This window comes from Capnocytophaga sp. G1920, from assembly GCF_051417515.1.
In genome coordinates, this window is the sequence record NZ_JBPRKH010000021.1 from 1 (window position 1) to 16,539 (window position 16,539).

Consider the following 16,539-nt stretch of genomic DNA (forward strand, 5'->3'; position numbering starts at 1 on the left):
CAAGCAAGAGTTTAATTTAGGAGTTACTTTTAATACTGAACAACAAGCTCTTAGTGCGGTATGTTCGGCTATAAAGACATATAATCAAAAACGTCCTCACTATGCATTGAACTTAAAAACTCCTGATCAGGTGTACTTTCAAAAGGTAGCTTAATGAAAAAAATTGACTAATAAAACAATAATTAATTATGACAACCTTTTTTAGGACGTGACAATCCCTTTCTATTATCTTCCCTCTTATAAAAAAGGCAGAGGAGAGTTCAGTAAAAGCATTCTTTTCAACGGTTTTAAAGAACTGCGCAAAGTATGGCAATCTCTCTCAGCTTCTCCTCGTTTGAAGTGGTATCTTATTGCTTTCTTTGTGTACAGTATGGGTGTACAAACCGTTATGCTGATAGCCACTTATTTTGGAGAGCAAGAAATACAATGGGCAAACTCCGAAGAAAGCACTATGGGGCTCATTATAAGTGTACTCATTATTCAATTAGTAGCTATTTTAGGAGCACACCTTACGGTTTTAACAGTGCGTAAATGGGGTAATATTGCTGTGCTTATTGGGCTTAATGTTATATGGATAGGCATCTGTTTGCTTTCATATTGCGTATATAAACCTACTGAGTTTTATGCAATAGCTATTTTAGTAGGGCTTGTAATGGGGGGCATACAAACGCTATCACGTTCCACCTATTCTGCTTACTTACCCGAAACTAAAGATACTACTTCCTTTTTCAGTTTTTACGATGTAACTGAGAAATTGGGTATTGTAATAGGAATGGGGGTTTATGGTATGATAGACCAATTTACCAATAATATGCGCAATGCTACTATTTCACTAATAGTTTTCTTTGTTTTAGGAATGTTACTGCTTTTTAAAGTGCGAAAAGTAAGTCGTGTAGCTAATGAATAATTATGAAGATATTTTCTGAATTTAGGTTTTTCCTTGAGAAATACGGCTTTGCAGTATCATCGCGTTTAGCCGAGAAGTTGGGAATGCGTGCCAAAGACGTTCGTATTGTTTTTATTTACGGCACCTTTGCCACCTTAGGAGCTTGGTTTGGTGTATATTTGCTTTTAGCATCACTTTTGAAAATTAAGGATTTGTTCTTTGCTAAACGCACCTCTGTATTTGATTTGTAATTATTTTTTTCTTTAAATTTGCACCTTTCAAAAATACTTCGTATATTTGTGCGTTTATTAGAGTGTAACTACTAATAACTTTAATCGTAAGTAAAACTAAAATTTATTATATTATGGCAAAAACAGGAAACATATTATTAGGATTGGCAACAGGTGTTGCTATTGGAGTGGGCTTAGGTATTCTCTTTGCTCCTGATAAGGGTAAAGTTACCCGCGAAAAGATTAAAGATAGCGTGAGTGACAAGGCTGAAAAGCTAAAAGAACAACTTGACCGTTTAACTGAGAATGTAAAAGAAAAATCAGCGGAACTAAAAGGTTCTTTGGAAGAAAAAGTAGACACCCTGCTTTCCAAATCAAGCTATAAAGCCGAAGACGTGATTACTTTCTTAGAAAAGAAATTAGCCGCCTTAAAAGCAGCTAACGCTAAATTGCAGAAATAAGCGCATATGTCTATCCACTCTATTAAAGAAACTTTTGAGGAAGTTCCTACAAAAGCAAGTTCTGCTCTCAATTCGCAGATAGCTTACTATAAATTATTCCTTTTTAGGTTTATAGGTAAATCGTCTTACGGACTTATAACCTTTTTTATAGTATCCTTTGCGAGTTTGTTGGTATTGTTCTTTTTGTCTTTCGCCGGAGCGTATGCTATTGGTGAAGCACTTGGTAGCAATGCCTTAGGTTTTGCTATTGTAGGAGCTTTCTATGTGTTGATTGCGGTAATAATATTGGCTTTCCGCAAAAAACTTATTGAGAAGCCTCTATTAGAAAAACTCTCTGAAATCTATTTTAAAGCTGAACCCGATGACGAAGAATAAAATCTATAGCTCTTTTGAAGAAATTGATAACGACCTTAAAATACTGCGCTTAGAAAAGGAAATTGACCGACTATCACTTACCAATCAAGTATCGGCAGTGGCAGAGAGTTTAACACCTAAAAACTTACTCGCTCATACGTGGCTTTCTTTTTTGTTTAACGAAAGAAGATGGCTAAACTTAGCTATTGAATACGCTATGTTTTTCCTTTTCAGAAGAAAACGCAAATAATCCACTTATAACTTACAATGAGACATAGCCTTGTAAAGAACCTCGATTGGACTTCAGTAATACTATACTTACTATTGGTAATGTGTGGTTGGATAGCTATCTTTTCCACTACTTACAGCGACTTAAACGTTACTTCTATCTTCGACCTCAATCAGTTTTACGGAAAGCAGTTGCTTTTTATTGGGCTTAGTTTCTTGCTTATTATCTTTATCTTAGCCATAGATAGCAGGTTTTATATCAACTTTTCAGTAATATTCTACATCATTTCGATTATACTATTAGCCGGACTGTTTATTTTTGGTAAAGAGACGAATGGAGCTAAAGCTTGGTATGCCTTTGGCTCTGTTACGGTACAACCCAGTGAGTTTGCTAAAGTAGCTACAGCTCTTGCCTTTTCGCGTTATGTGAGCGATATCCACACCGATATTCGCCGTACTCCTGACCTCTTACGGGCTATTGCAATTATTTGTATTCCTGCTGTACTCATCTTATTACAACCCGACGTAGGGAGCTTATTGGTGTTCTTTTCATTAGCTTTTGTACTTTTTCGCGAAGGTATGCCCTCTGCCCTACTCTTCTATCTATTTCTTTCAGGAGTAGTATTTGTTTCCTCACTAAAGTTTGGAAGGACTTTCACTCTGTTTGCTTGTGCAGCTTGTATTGGATTTTACGGCTTTTGGCATAAGAGAAAAACAAAACGCATTCCGTTTCAAAATATATTTATCTTATCGGTTATATGCTTGCTTACGGCGTTTGTTACGCACCCAGTATACGATAACGTACTCAAACAACACCACCGCAATCGTTTGAACTTATGGCTACGTCTTGAAACTGACCCTCAGAAGATAGCTGCAATGAAACGCGATTTTGCCTATAATACCAATATGGCTGAATCGGCGATAACCTCAGGAGGTACTTTTGGGAAAGGTTTCTTGGAAGGTACTCGTACCAAAGGGAGCTTTATCCCTGAACAACATACCGACTATATCTTCACAACCGTAGGTGAAGAATGGGGCTTTATGGGTACTGCCTTAGTGGTCATACTCTTCTCATTTTTACTATTGCGACTTATAGTACTTGCCGAGCGACAGAAATCTAAATTTAACAGGGTGTATGGGTATTGTGTGGTATCAATACTGTTTGTGCATTTCTGTATCAATGTCGGTATGGTGATTAGCTTAATTCCTACCATCGGGATTCCGTTGCCTTTCTTCAGCTACGGAGGTTCTGGGCTTTGGTCGTTTACTATTCTGCTTTTTATCTTCTTACGATTGGATGCTAACAGACTGAACGATTGGATTCGATAATAATGACGAATGACAAATTACGAATGACAACAAATTCATATAAAGAAAAACTTTCAGAGGCAACACAGCAATACCTAAAACTTACTAAACAATACAACCAAATTAGCTTCCTCCGATTAGCTGAAATGCTACTTATCATTTGGTCAGTATACAAACTTATAAAAGCTCCATCAGTAGTAATGGGACTATTTTGTATGCTTACTATTGTGGTTTTTCTTCTTTTGATAGTAAAACACAAGAAAATAAGTGCGTTGCGCAGTATCGCTCAAACTAAAATACGCCTCAATGAGCAGGAAATTGCATTTTTAGAACAACATACTTTCTTCACCGATAACGGCAAAGATTTTCAAGAAGAAAACCACCCTTATGCTTACGATTTGGATATTTTAGGCGAACATTCACTTTATCATTATCTTAACCGTACGCATACTTTCTTAGGCAAAAAACTTTTAGCCAAGCGACTTCTCTCTCCTTCTTCTGAGGACATTATCAACACACAAGAACAGATAAAAGCACTTACTCCCGACCTAAGCTGGCGACAAACCTTTACTGCTTATGCTCAACAAATAGATGACAGCAAAGATTTTTACATCAAACTACGCACTTGGGCAAGCAGTACTGCAAAACTATTGAGCAAAACAATGCAATATACTCTCATTGTTCTACCTATATTCCTCATCATAAGTCTTTTGATAGGATATGGGAACGACAATGAACTACTAAAAAGCGTCGGAAAGCTCTTAATCACTGTAAACTTGCTACTGTTTTTCTCTTTTATTGGTAAAATGACGAAAGAAAAACTCGGTTTTGAGCGTACTTATACGATGTTATATGCTTTTAAGGAGTGTATTGCGCAAGTAGAAGCGCGTTTCCCTGAGAAAAACAAACAAGCAAGCGCTAAAATAGCTCAACTTTCCCGATTGTTAGACGATTTGGATAACGTGAGTAATATATTAGTCTCTATACCCCTAAACCTTTTCTCTTTTTATCACGTACATCGTTATCAGCAACTTTTGCAATGGAAGTCGCAATATGCAAACTGTATTGAAGAATGGTTAGAGTCGGTGGGGGAAACGGAAGTGTTGTGCAGTTTTGCTAATTTTAGTTATAACAACCCTGAATTTGTTTATCCTACCCTCAATAATGATTATGAAATAGCTTTTGAAGCCGTAGGACACCCGCTTATCCCTTCTGAACATCGGATTACCAATGATATTACGTTGGACAAGCACGCTTTTGTATTGCTTACAGGCTCTAATATGTCGGGTAAGAGTACTTTCTTGCGCACTTTGGGGGTTAATATGTTGCTTACCCTTGTTGGGTTACCTGTTTGTGCGCGCAAAGCTGATGTACACCCTTTGCGTTTGCTTGTCTCTATGCGTCTTGCTGATTCGCTTAACGACGGCAAATCGTATTTCTTTGCTGAAATCAATCGTATACAGCAGATAATGGAGACCTTAGAGGACGAACGTTGCTTTGTGCTCTTGGACGAAGTACTACGGGGTACTAATTCAGAAGACAAACAGTACGGCACTATTAAGATTATCGAACGATTGCTTTCCTTACAAGCTTTGGGCGTGCTGGCTACTCACGATATAGAAGTGTGTAAACTTACTGAACAATATCCTCATCAACTTCAAAATAAATGCTTTGAGTCTGACATCACCAATGGAGAACTCACTTTCGACTATAAGTTAAGAGAGGGCGTTTGCCAAAACAAAAATGCTACTTTCTTGATGAAGAAATTGGGAATCATTGAAGATTGAAATGATTAATGATTAATGGTTAGTGGTTAATGATTAATAATTGAGTGTGAGTGGAGAGGCTTGAAGAGTTGGGGGGACTTGGAGGAGTTCGGAAAATATCGGAAGAAGAAAATAAAAGAGTTGCTAAAAGGAATAAAACGCTGTATTTTCTATAAAAAGATGAAAAGTACCGGAGAAGGGATTGTGATACAGTTAGCTTATAGGAAGCTTATAGGATAAACGAACAAAGAGTGGCTCTACAGTGGGTCTACAGTGGGTCTACAGTGGGTCTACAACGAACAAAAGACGAACAAAAGACGAACAAAAGACGAACAAAAGACGAACAAAAGACGAAGGAAGAGTGTAGGTAAGTTAGTACTAAGTAGAAGAATACTTGAACGTGTAAGGCAAGTTTCTTCTATTTTTTATGCCTTTAAACTAACATTTTAGGCTTTAAATATTGTTAGTTGGTAATTATTCACTACCTTTGCACCAAATTAAATAGAAATGGCAAATACCAAATATATATTTGTAACTGGGGGCGTAACTTCTTCTTTGGGGAAGGGCATCATTGCGGCTTCGCTTGCCAAGCTCTTGCAGGCTCGTGGCTATAGGGTGACGATACAAAAATTTGACCCTTACATCAATGTAGACCCTGGTACGCTCAACCCTTATGAACACGGCGAATGTTTCGTGACCGAAGACGGTGCTGAGACTGACCTCGACTTGGGACATTATGAACGTTTCCTAAACGTACACACTTCGCAAGCTAATAATGTAACCACAGGACGCGTTTACCAAAGCGTTATCGAGAAAGAACGCCGCGGCGAGTTCTTGGGCAAAACGGTGCAAGTAATACCACACATTACCAACGAAATTAAGGAACGCATTCAGATACTTGGCAAAACAGGCGAATACGACATTGTGATTACCGAAATAGGTGGTACGGTGGGCGACATCGAATCGTTGCCTTATATAGAATCAGTAAGACAGCTTTTGTGGGACTTAGGAGAGCACAATGGCATCGTGATACATCTTACCTTAGTTCCTTACCTTGCTGCGGCGGGTGAACTGAAAACTAAACCTACGCAACACAGCGTGAAAACCCTGATGGAAAGCGGTATTCAAGCCGATATATTGGTTTGCCGTACCGAACACGAACTTTCGGACGAGCTTCGATACAAGCTGGCGCTTTTCTGCAATGTGAAGCGAGAGGCAGTAATCCAGTCTATTGATGTGCCTACTATTTACGATGTACCCAATATGATGCTTTTAGAAGGGTTGGACAAAGTGACACTCAAGAAGCTGAACCTCCCTTGTAAAAACGAACCCGACCTCACCCAATGGAACACTTTTTTGCAACGCTACAAGAACCCCAAACACCGCATAAAAGTAGGGTTAGTAGGCAAATACGTAGAGTTACAAGATGCGTATAAGTCGATTTTAGAAGCCTTTATACACGCTGGAGCGGCGAACGAAGTGCGCGTGGATGTGGAGAGTATTCACTCAGAACACCTCAATGAAGAAAATATAGAAGCCAAATTAGGTCATCTGGACGCTGTGCTCGTAGCCCCAGGTTTTGGCGGTCGCGGTATTGAAGGCAAGATAAAAGCTATTGAATACGTGCGTGAACACCGTATTCCGTTTTTGGGAATTTGCCTTGGTATGCAAATGGCAGTCATTGAATTTGCCCGACACATAGCTGGACTTAAAGGGGCTAATTCTACCGAGATGAACGAGCAAACGCCTTATCCGGTAATCAGCTTGATGGAAAGTCAGAAGGAAATTACTCAGAAAGGAGGCACTATGCGCCTTGGGGCTTGGGCTTGCGAACTTAGCAAAGGCAGTAAGATATACGAAGCCTATGGCAAAAAAGAGATTTCGGAACGACATCGCCACCGCTATGAGTTTAACAACGACTACAAAGAACAGCTCGAAAAGGCAGGCTTGCAGTGTACTGGTATCAACCCCGATACGGGTTTGGTGGAAGTGATAGAATTGCCAAATCACCCTTGGTTTGTGGGCGTACAGTATCACCCCGAATATAAGAGTACCGTTGCCAATCCGCATCCGCTATTTGTAGCTTTTGTGAGAGCAGCCTTAAACAATAAACTAAAAAAGAACTAAAACACGGATAAAAACACTTATATGGAAGAAAAAAAATTCGATTTAAAGAGTATTATAGGTTTTACCTTGATTTTTATACTTTTGATGTGGTTTATGAATAACAATAAACCAAGTGAAGAAGAATTAGCTAAACGCAAAGCTCAACAAGAACAACAAGCAAACCAAGCTACTAACACCCAAAAAGACACCCATACCGCTACCTTCCAAGGTATCCCTACTGATTCGGTAGCCTTAGAAAAGTACAAAGCCAGCTTAGGTGCTTTTGCCTATTCGGCTACTCTACCGTCGGCAAAAGACGGGGTAACTGTATTGGAAAACAAAGACATCAAGCTCACTATCAGCAACCGTGGCGGACAACCCAAGGAGGTTTTGCTCAAAGAATTTAAAACTTATGATTCTTTGCCTGTTTACTTAGTTAAAGATTGGAATGCTACTTTTAACCTCAGTTTTACTACCGCTCAGAACCAAACCCTAAGTTCTAAAGATTTATACTTTGAGCCCACGCTAAGCGAAAACAACGGCAACAAAGTGCTTTCGATGAAGCTCAAAACTTCAGAAAACGCTTATTTAGAATATGTGTACACCCTACCAAAAGAGGGTTATATGTTGGACGTGGCAGTGCGCTCACAAGGTTTATCGGGTGTTGTGAATACTTCTAAGCCTATGAACATCGACTGGAAGTTACAGGCACGCCGTATGGAGAAGAGCGTCACCTATGAAAACCGTTATACGCAAGCGACCGTGCAGTACGACGGCGACCGCATTAGTCGCTTGAGTCAAGGGGGTAATGACGAGCAAAAAGAAGAGAAAGTGAACTGGGTGGCTTACAAACAGCACTTGTTTACATCGGTGCTCATTTCTGACAACCCGTTTGCCAAAGGCGATTTCGTTTCTCACAATATCGCTGTGAGCGAAGGGAAAGATGTAAAATACACCAAGAACTTCCTCACTTCTTTGCCTATACAAGCGAAAAGCGGAGAGCTAAGCGAGTCGTTGCACTTCTATTTTGGACCTAGCGATTACAACGTGCTCAAACAGTACAACGACAAGTATGAACTTACTGAGCTCATTCCGTTAGGATGGGGTATTTTTGGTTGGCTCAACAAATGGTTGTTCATTCCGCTTTACAACTTCCTCACTGATTATTTCTCGGTAGGATTGGTGATTATCTTGATGACTATTATCGTGCGTTTATTATTGTCGCCTATCGTTTACAAATCGTACGTATCGCAGGCTAAGATGAAGGTATTGCGCCCTGAGATTGAGGAAATCAACAAGAAATATGAAGAGCCTATGAAACGCCAACAAGAAACTATGGCGCTCTACAACAAAGCAGGCGTGAACCCACTCAGCGGTTGTATTCCTGCTCTGTTACAGTTGCCTGTGTTCTTGGCACTCTTTAACTTCTTCCCTACCGAATTTGGATTAAGACAAAAGAGTTTTTTATGGGCTCACGACCTATCGTCATACGATGCTATTTTTGAACTTCCTTTCTCTATACCGTTTTACGGAAGTCACGTGAGTTTGTTTCCATTGTTGGCTTCTGTGGCTATTTTCATCTACTCAATGATGACAATGGCACAGACTGCACAACCTCAGCAACCTGGAATGCCTAATATGAAGTTCCTCATCTACTTATCACCAGTGATGATGTTGTTCTTCTTTAACAACTACGCCAGCGGACTGAGTTTGTACTACTTTATATCTAACCTATTGACCATAGGCATTATGTTGGCTATCAAGTATTGGATTATAGACGAGCAGAAGATTCACGCACAGATACAAGAAAACAAGAAAAAACCTAAGAAGGAAAGTAAATTCCAAGCCAAGATGCGTGAGATGATGGAGCAAGCCGAAGCCCAACGCAAGGCACAACAGAAGAGATAACCGAAGGATTAAAAAATAATTATAAGGTACTCCGAGCCCTTAACATAAGGGGGATGGAGTACCTTTTTAGTTATAGATTAGGAAATGAGGAAATGTGGAAATGAGGAAATGTGGAAATGAGGAAATGTGGAAATGAGGAAATGTGGAAATGAGAAAATGTGGAAATGTGGAAATGGGAAAATTAGGAAATGGGAAAATTAGAGAATTAGAAAATGAGGGAATTAGAAAATGAGAAAATGTGGAAATGTGGAAATGAGGAAATGTGGAAATGAGGAAATGTGGAAATGAGGAAATGGGGGTGTGGGTTTGCTTGGGGAGCTAGGAGAGGCTTGGGGAGATGCTAAGAATCTCTGGGAGGTGAGATAGCCAAAAGGATTAATATATTAGGGAAACGTTACTATTAGAATGTAAAGTGAAAAAAAACGTAAAAAACTTGCATTATTCAAAAAAAGTTCTGACCTTTGCGGTCATATAATTAAAACCTGTTGGACAATGCTAAAGTATCTTATCTTCTTTTTAGGTACCCTTAGTATCTATGCTCAAAAAGAGTACTGTTTTCAGTACGACAGCGCGGGTAACCAGCGCAGTGCGCTTTTGTGCCTCAACGGCAAAGACGACGCTACCGATGAGGAGCTCTTTGACGAATTGCCTGAGGCTTTGAAATCTTCAGAGGCTGATAATTCTTCTAAAATTACTCTGCAAGGAGCACCTAACCCTGTAACTGATAACTTGGCGGTGTATTGGCATCATAGTGAAAATGGAGTGCTGACGCAACTTGTTGTGTTTTCGGTAGACGGCAAGATGATGTATAGGACAGATCAAATTCCTGCGAATGAGCCTTTTCACATCAATGTATCGACTTGGTCGGTGGGGTATTACTTTTTGGTAGCTACGTTTTCTGACGGCAGTAGGAAGGTGTTTAAGGTGGTGAAACAATAATATTAATGATTAACGATTAATGTTAAGTTATAAACGATTAGGCATATGAAAAAGTTGTTATTATTACTATCTGTTTGTTATACTCTTGGCAGTGTAGCTCAAGAGAGTTATCCTTTGCAGGCTATTGAACGCACTTCATTTTATGCAGAGCCTGTTGACCCTCCTACTGAAACGGCACTTCCTTCGGGGAACATAGCAGCACGAGATGGCGGGGGTAATACTGTGGGCTTGACTACGGGTGAACTGAGTGTATCAGGCACAGGAGCTGCAGTGTATACCGTGCCTATTGCGGTACCTAAAGGCATAGGAGGTGTAGCACCTACGTTGGCATTGACCTACAATAGCCAGAGTGGTAATGGCATTGCGGGTTACGGTTGGCACTTAGCGGGGCTTTCGGTGATAAGCCGAGTAGGGAGCACGATGTATCACAATGGTAAGATTACAGAAGTAAACCTTACGGAAACAGACCAGTTTGCGTTGGACGGACAGCGGTTGATGCTGAAAGAAGGCAAACACGGTGAGAGTGGAGCGGTGTACGAGACTGAAACTTTCTCGCAAGTACGTATTAAGGCAGTAGGCAAGAGCAAGAACGTGGCTTTTGGTCCTGATTACTTTGAGGTACTTTACCCTGATGGCTCTAAGGCGTATTATGGGAAGGAAAACAATAGCCAATCGCCTATGGAATATGCGATAAGTTCTTGGGAGAATGCACAGGGAGTAAGGATAGAATATTTTTATACAATAGAAAATAATTCTCTTCGTATTAAGCATATTGAATACGGTAATAATGCAAAGATTGAATTTAATTATGACGACCGTACACGTCCTGAAGTAGCATACGTAGGAGGTATGGAATTTATAAATGGAAAGATACTATCACAGATTAATATAACAGACAATAACACTTCTTATAGAAACTACAAACTTAGTTACAATACTAATAGTTTGGAATATAACCGATTAACTTCAGTACAAGAAAATGTAGGAGAAGAAGAACGCTCCCCTATAGAGTTTAAATATTGGGATACAATCGGTCATCATAGGTTGAGACGTAAAAGAAGATTTTTAACTAAAATTTCAACTGTAGAAACTTCTTTGGGAAAAATAAATGCTCTAAACACAGCTACTATCCCTATAGATCTCAATGCAGATAACTTCACTGATTTTATTCTATATCCTACAATAAAGGAACAAGCTAAAAAAGAACTTTTTTTCTTTGATAATTTTAGACAGGAAAACCTTAGAACTGTAGCATATAAGGCTACAGTTCCTAAATTTGATAATATTTTTGCGGTAAAAATGCTTACTAATAGTGGTCACCTATATAAAGCGCAAGGCTTTGTAATGGCAACACAAGAATTTAAAAAAGTTATTCTAAAGGTTTGTAAGCAAGGAACAAATTCTATAATTGTTGAAGATACTAAAGAATGGAACTTACCTACTTACTGGGATGAAAGAGCTTATTACCAAGGAATATTAGACAATAGGGCAGCTTCTCTACCTAATCCTCCAAAAGAGAAATACATAGAAAATCCAAATTACAAACTATTATCAGGAGACTTTAATGGTGATGGTCTTACAGAATTATTAGGGATTGAGTACGCTTTTCCTTATGAAAGATGCCATATAATGAAACGAGAATGTTTCTGTGATGTAGTAGAAAAAGGAAGAGGTATCTATTTGATAGATTTAGACAGACGGAAAAATAAAGACTATACTTATGGTATTGGCTACATAGGAGACCTTTCGAGAACTGATTTACTGTGGGCAATGGATATGAATGGCAATGGGAAAACAGACCTTGTACGCATTGCAAAAGGAGGTATTTACATATATGAAATGAATGAAAATAAGGAATTAAAACTTATCAATGAACATCATAGTCCTAATATTCATATAGATGAGAAGCATCCTATAACAGGCGATTTTAATGGAGATGGTAAAATAGATTTTCTGCTTCCTACTGAAGATAAAAGCAATAAGTTTGAGGTATTGCTTAATGCTGGTATTCGTTTTTTTTCTACTGACCGATATTTTTCATTTAGTTTTAAAAAATCATATGAGGAAAGAGTTCCTATAAAAAGCCAATTTATTATATATCAAACTTTTATTCATAATAATACTCTTATTCCCATAGATTTCAACAATGATGGAAAAACAGATATTGTACAATATCACTCAGTAATAGCAAAAAATAACTATGATGTTATTAATGGGGTAGAGAGCCATCGTGAAATAGAAGTTTTTACTAATACACAAAAAGGAAGCGAGATAACTTTTAGTGCAGGTGAGTCAAAGTCTTTAGAAAAGGGATATACTCCTCATATTATATTTTCATCTCCTGATGAACGCGATAGAGTAACTGACATTTCCTTATTTTCAGGTGATAAGATACACACCCTTTCTTTGCGAGAGAACAATAGAGAAGATGTATTAGTTAGAAATGTGATTAATGGAGACGTTAAGCAAAACATTAATTACAAAAATATGGCTACCTTACCTGATTTGGATAAAGAAAAAGGAACTTATTATTGGGTTTCTAATTACTTTGATGAGTTATACCCATACACTACACTTCCTAATATGCAAACGGTACGCTTGGTCTCTCAATTAGAACGTGAAGGTATAAGGGTACCAAAAGCTATTCGGCGTTATGTATATTACAATGCAATTACTCATACACAAGGGTTGGGTTTTCTTGGCTTTAAAGCTATGGGGCAAACTAATTGGTTTGAGCCCAGCAAGGAAAAAGAACAAGTACTATTTACTTTTAAGGAAATGAACCCTCTGCTTAGAGGTGCTTTAACCAATGAATATATTATAGAAAAACAATGGTTTCTCCCCACCTATATTGTTAATAAAATACCTTTTCAAACAACTACCTACCAATATACTGATGCCCTCAGTCCTAACAAGGTCTTCAAGCTACAACTTACCCAGCAGACTACCGAAGATAAACTTTCGGGACTGACGACTACCAATAATTTTAGTTATGATGTGGACGGTAACCTCACGGAACAACGCACCCAAACGGACGGCTATAGCCAAAGTACGCGCGTGAGCTATTTGCCAAAGAGTGAGAGTCCGTATTTTTCAGGCTTACCTCAACAGAAAGAGACGACCACCACCTTGTCAGGCGATAGTTTTAGCACCGCTGAAACTTTTGCTTATGAGAAAGGTTTGCTCACTACCCATAAAACCCAAGGCAATGGTACGGGTTGGCGTACTACTTCTTATGGTTATGATGAGTACGGCAACGTAATAGAACAAACCGCCACTGCTGAAGACGGACAACAACGTACCGAACGCTATACCTATGACCCAAGCCACCGTTTTGTAACAGCTCATACCGACCACGAAGGACAGGTAACCAAGTTTAGCTATAACAATAGAGGTCTGCTGGAAAGCGAAACGACTCCATTAGGACAAAGTACTCTTTATGCCTATGACCTTTGGGGTAGACCTACCCAAACTACGAATTTCTTAGGCAAGAAAACCACGATGCGTTATAGCTTTGACGGAAGTATTTTTAAGAGCATTACCGAGAACGAAGAAGGTGCTTACAGTGCAGAGAGCTATAACACTTTAGGCTGGTTGTTAGAAAAAGAGAGTAACGATGCTTTTAACAACCACTATGCGGTTAGCTACGAGTACGACGGTATAGGGCAACTAATGAGCGTGAGTGCCCCTCACCCAGGAGGTGCTTCTCAAAAGGCGAAGAGGACAGAATACGATGTATATGGACGACCTACCACTATCACCAGTCCCGAAGGTAAAATAACCCGTTTTACCTACGACAAACTCAAAACTACCGCTGATGACGGACAGCAACAAGTGATAAGCACCCGCGATGCCCAAGGTAACATTGTAGAACACCAAGATACGGGCGGTACTGTGCGCTATACCTACTTTGCCAATGGTAGCTTAAAAACAGCCGACTATGGAGGTGCCATACAAAAGATAACCCAAGACGGATGGGGACGCAAAACAAGCCTTACCGACCCTTCGGCAGGGCGATATACCTATCAATACGACACGTGGGGTAACCTCACCGAAGAAACGACCCCTAAGGGTAAGACCACCTTTAGCTATGAACAAGGTACCGACCGCCTGAGTGAAAAACATATTACGGGCGATTATACTGATATGCGCATACGCTACACCTATAACGCCGACAAACTGCTCACCCAAATAGACAACCAAAACAAAGACGGCAATAACGATAGTTACCGCTATGAGTATAACGGACTCAAACAATTGGTTCAAACTACCGAGACCAACCCGCAAGCGGTATTTACTAAAAACTATACCTACGACAGCTTTGGACGTGTACAACAAGAAACCACTACCGCCCAAACGGCAGGCAAGCGTGTGAGCAGTGCCGTGCAATACCGCTACGAGAATGGGGAACTCATAGAAATGAAAACACCGAGCGGAGCGACCCTTTGGAAACTGAGCGGAAGTAACGAATACGGACAACCGCTGAGCCTTTACAAAGGAAAGACCCAAGAGAATTTGCAGTACAACAGTCATTTTCCTAAAACACAAACTGTACAACGGGAAGATACTCCGCTGAACGTATTGCAATACGATTTTAATACGCAAAGAGGACTGCTGAATCATCGTACTTATAGTTTTTATAACCAAAAAGAAGAATTTGCGTATGATACCACCGACCGCCTCACCCGTTGGAACAATGCCACCCACCAATACGACGAACGCGGAAGGATCACGGAGAATAGCGCGATGGGTACCTACGAATACACCCAACACAGCTACCAACAACAAAAGCTTACCACCAACGAAGCAGGTGAGACGTATTTAGAAAAACACCCTTTGCCTATTGTAAGGTATAACGCTTTTAAAGCCCCAGAGCAGATATATGTAAAGGATAAAGAACGGATAAGCTATGAATACAACGCCTTTGGCGAGCGTTCGCATTGCTATTACGGCAATGCCGAAGTAGAAAAAGCCAAACGCCCACTGCTTAAACACTACAGCCACGACGGTAGTGTAGAGATAGTATGTAACAAAACCGATAACAGCAACAAGTTTATACTTTACTTAGGCGGTGATGCCTATAGTGCTCCTGCTATACTCATTTCGGACGGAGAAACCTCAAAACTCTATTACCTACACCGCGACTATCTGGGAAGTATTGTAATGCTCACTGATGAGAACGGCAACATCGCTGAAAGACGCCATTTTGACCCTTGGGGACAACCCATAAAAGTAGAAGATGGAGCGGGAAAAGTGTTACAAGGTTTAACTTTATTAGATAGAGGCTTTACGGGACACGAGCACCTGCAAACGGTAGGACTTATCCATATGAATGGACGGTTGTACGACCCTGCGTTACACCGTTTCTTACAACCCGATAACTATGTACAAGACCCTTTTAATACTCAAAATTTTAATAGATATGGGTACTGTTTGAACAACCCACTGGTGTATGTGGATGAGAATGGGGAGTTTATTATAACAGCTCTCATAGTAGGGGCTATAATAGGAGCTTATATAGGGGGTTCACAAGCCAATGGTACCTATAACCCTTTTAAATGGGACTTTAACAATGTTGAAACTTGGGGAGGAATAGTAGGAGGAGGTATAATAGGATGCCTTTCTGGAGGTGTAGCGGCTTATGCAGGAGGGATAGTTGCAGCAGGATTAGCCACCTATGGAATTACGGGAGGAGTTATAGGAGGAGCAGTAGTAGGAGCCACAAGCGGATTAGTAGGAGGCTTTATAAGTGGAGGCTTTATGTCTCAACTACCTGGAGGAAATGGTAAGTTTTGGAGTAGTGCTGGTTGGGGGGCTTTATCCGGTTTTATAGGTGGAGCCGTATTAGGTGGAGCCACAGGAGCTCTTACCACCCCTAAAGGACATAATATTTGGACAGGAAGAGAAATACAACCTGTTCAAACCTTAGAAGGAGCTCCTATTAAAATAAACCTTGAAGCTAATGATTTAGATGGTTTAAGTTTACAAGATGCTAAACTTCAAATAAAACAAGCTATTCCTGATAATGGAAGTCCTATACAGTATAAAGCAGAATATATAAAAAAAGCTACAGGGCTTGATGCTTCTCACAATTGGAATAGAGAAACCATTGAAATTGTTGCAGATCACGGAAAAATATTTAATTCTGTAGGAGGAGATGGTAGTAAACAAATATTAATACAAATGTTAGGAAAAAAATATGGTGTAGATGGTGTTTATGAAATAATAATTAGAGATGGTGTTGTTACTCATCAACGTTTTATAGAAAATGGTGTGATAAATGGTATATATAATCAAAAAGGGGGAGGCGTTGGAGCTCCTCGTGCTTGGTGGAAATAGAAATAATTAATAAA

11 protein-coding genes and 1 pseudogene are annotated in these 16,539 nt (G+C 39.6%); all 12 read left to right on the forward strand.

From position 1 onward, the window contains the following. The coding region (locus tag ACSQ7D_RS10695) for an integrase core domain-containing protein (RefSeq protein WP_437136224.1) at positions 1 to 154 on the forward strand (154 nt) is incomplete at its 5' end. Positions 155 to 211: 57 nt separating this feature from the next. Then, positions 212 to 907 (forward strand): annotated as a pseudogene (locus ACSQ7D_RS10700) (MFS transporter); the annotation flags it as partial. Between the two features lie 2 nt (positions 908 to 909). Then, positions 910 to 1,137 (forward strand): hypothetical protein, encoded by a 228-nt coding sequence (locus ACSQ7D_RS10705; protein ID WP_002672970.1) that lies wholly within the window; start codon positions 910 to 912, stop codon positions 1,135 to 1,137. Between the two features lie 113 nt (positions 1,138 to 1,250). Beyond that, complete coding sequence (locus ACSQ7D_RS10710; protein ID WP_009418037.1) at positions 1,251 to 1,577, forward strand: YtxH domain-containing protein; 327 nt, start codon at positions 1,251 to 1,253, stop codon at positions 1,575 to 1,577. A gap of 6 nt (positions 1,578 to 1,583) precedes the next feature. Beyond that, positions 1,584 to 1,952, forward strand: a complete 369-nt coding sequence (locus ACSQ7D_RS10715) for a phage holin family protein (protein WP_178957574.1) — start codon at positions 1,584 to 1,586, stop codon at positions 1,950 to 1,952. Next, on the forward strand, positions 1,939 to 2,181 hold the full coding sequence (locus ACSQ7D_RS10720; RefSeq protein ID WP_002672980.1) for a DUF6327 family protein: 243 nt from the start codon (positions 1,939 to 1,941) through the stop codon (positions 2,179 to 2,181). The genes ACSQ7D_RS10715 and ACSQ7D_RS10720 overlap by 14 nt, the downstream gene beginning before the upstream one ends. Before the next feature lie 17 nt (positions 2,182 to 2,198). Beyond that, entirely contained in the window at positions 2,199 to 3,488 is a 1,290-nt protein-coding gene (gene rodA, locus ACSQ7D_RS10725; protein ID WP_437136225.1) for a rod shape-determining protein RodA, read from the forward strand. A 2-nt stretch (positions 3,489 to 3,490) separates the two neighbouring features. Further along, on the forward strand, positions 3,491 to 5,254 hold the full coding sequence (locus tag ACSQ7D_RS10730) for a MutS-related protein (protein ID WP_437136226.1): 1,764 nt from the start codon (positions 3,491 to 3,493) through the stop codon (positions 5,252 to 5,254). 486 nt (positions 5,255 to 5,740) lie between these two features. Next, entirely contained in the window at positions 5,741 to 7,360 is a 1,620-nt protein-coding gene (locus ACSQ7D_RS10735) for a CTP synthase (RefSeq protein ID WP_048746178.1), read from the forward strand. Between the two features lie 21 nt (positions 7,361 to 7,381). Continuing rightward, positions 7,382 to 9,247 carry a membrane protein insertase YidC gene (gene yidC, locus ACSQ7D_RS10740; protein WP_437136227.1) on the forward strand — a complete coding sequence of 622 codons (1,866 nt, stop codon included), beginning with the start codon at positions 7,382 to 7,384 and terminating at the stop codon, positions 9,245 to 9,247. Positions 9,248 to 9,739: 492 nt separating this feature from the next. Next, positions 9,740 to 10,186 (forward strand): T9SS type A sorting domain-containing protein, encoded by a 447-nt coding sequence (locus ACSQ7D_RS10745; protein ID WP_002675602.1) that lies wholly within the window; start codon positions 9,740 to 9,742, stop codon positions 10,184 to 10,186. 45 nt (positions 10,187 to 10,231) lie between these two features. Beyond that, a complete protein-coding gene (locus ACSQ7D_RS10750) occupies positions 10,232 to 16,525 on the forward strand; it encodes an RHS repeat-associated core domain-containing protein (RefSeq protein WP_437136228.1) in 6,294 nt (2,097 codons plus the stop codon). The last annotated feature ends 14 nt before the right edge of the window (positions 16,526 to 16,539 follow it).

What these genes read in the sequence shown, in the direction of transcription:
- ACSQ7D_RS10750 (WP_437136228.1), top strand. Translation starts at nt 10,232, where the DNA reads ATGAAAAAGTTGTTATTATTACTATCTGTTTGTTATACTCTTGGCAGT.
- ACSQ7D_RS10735 (WP_048746178.1), top strand. Translation starts at nt 5,741, where the DNA reads ATGGCAAATACCAAATATATATTTGTAACTGGGGGCGTAACTTCTTCT.
- yidC (WP_437136227.1), top strand. Translation starts at nt 7,382, where the DNA reads ATGGAAGAAAAAAAATTCGATTTAAAGAGTATTATAGGTTTTACCTTG.
- ACSQ7D_RS10730 (WP_437136226.1), top strand. Translation starts at nt 3,491, where the DNA reads ATGACGAATGACAAATTACGAATGACAACAAATTCATATAAAGAAAAA.
- ACSQ7D_RS10720 (WP_002672980.1), top strand. Translation starts at nt 1,939, where the DNA reads ATGACGAAGAATAAAATCTATAGCTCTTTTGAAGAAATTGATAACGAC.
- rodA (WP_437136225.1), top strand. Translation starts at nt 2,199, where the DNA reads ATGAGACATAGCCTTGTAAAGAACCTCGATTGGACTTCAGTAATACTA.
- ACSQ7D_RS10745 (WP_002675602.1), top strand. Translation starts at nt 9,740, where the DNA reads ATGCTAAAGTATCTTATCTTCTTTTTAGGTACCCTTAGTATCTATGCT.
- ACSQ7D_RS10715 (WP_178957574.1), top strand. Translation starts at nt 1,584, where the DNA reads ATGTCTATCCACTCTATTAAAGAAACTTTTGAGGAAGTTCCTACAAAA.
- ACSQ7D_RS10705 (WP_002672970.1), top strand. Translation starts at nt 910, where the DNA reads ATGAAGATATTTTCTGAATTTAGGTTTTTCCTTGAGAAATACGGCTTT.
- ACSQ7D_RS10710 (WP_009418037.1), top strand. Translation starts at nt 1,251, where the DNA reads ATGGCAAAAACAGGAAACATATTATTAGGATTGGCAACAGGTGTTGCT.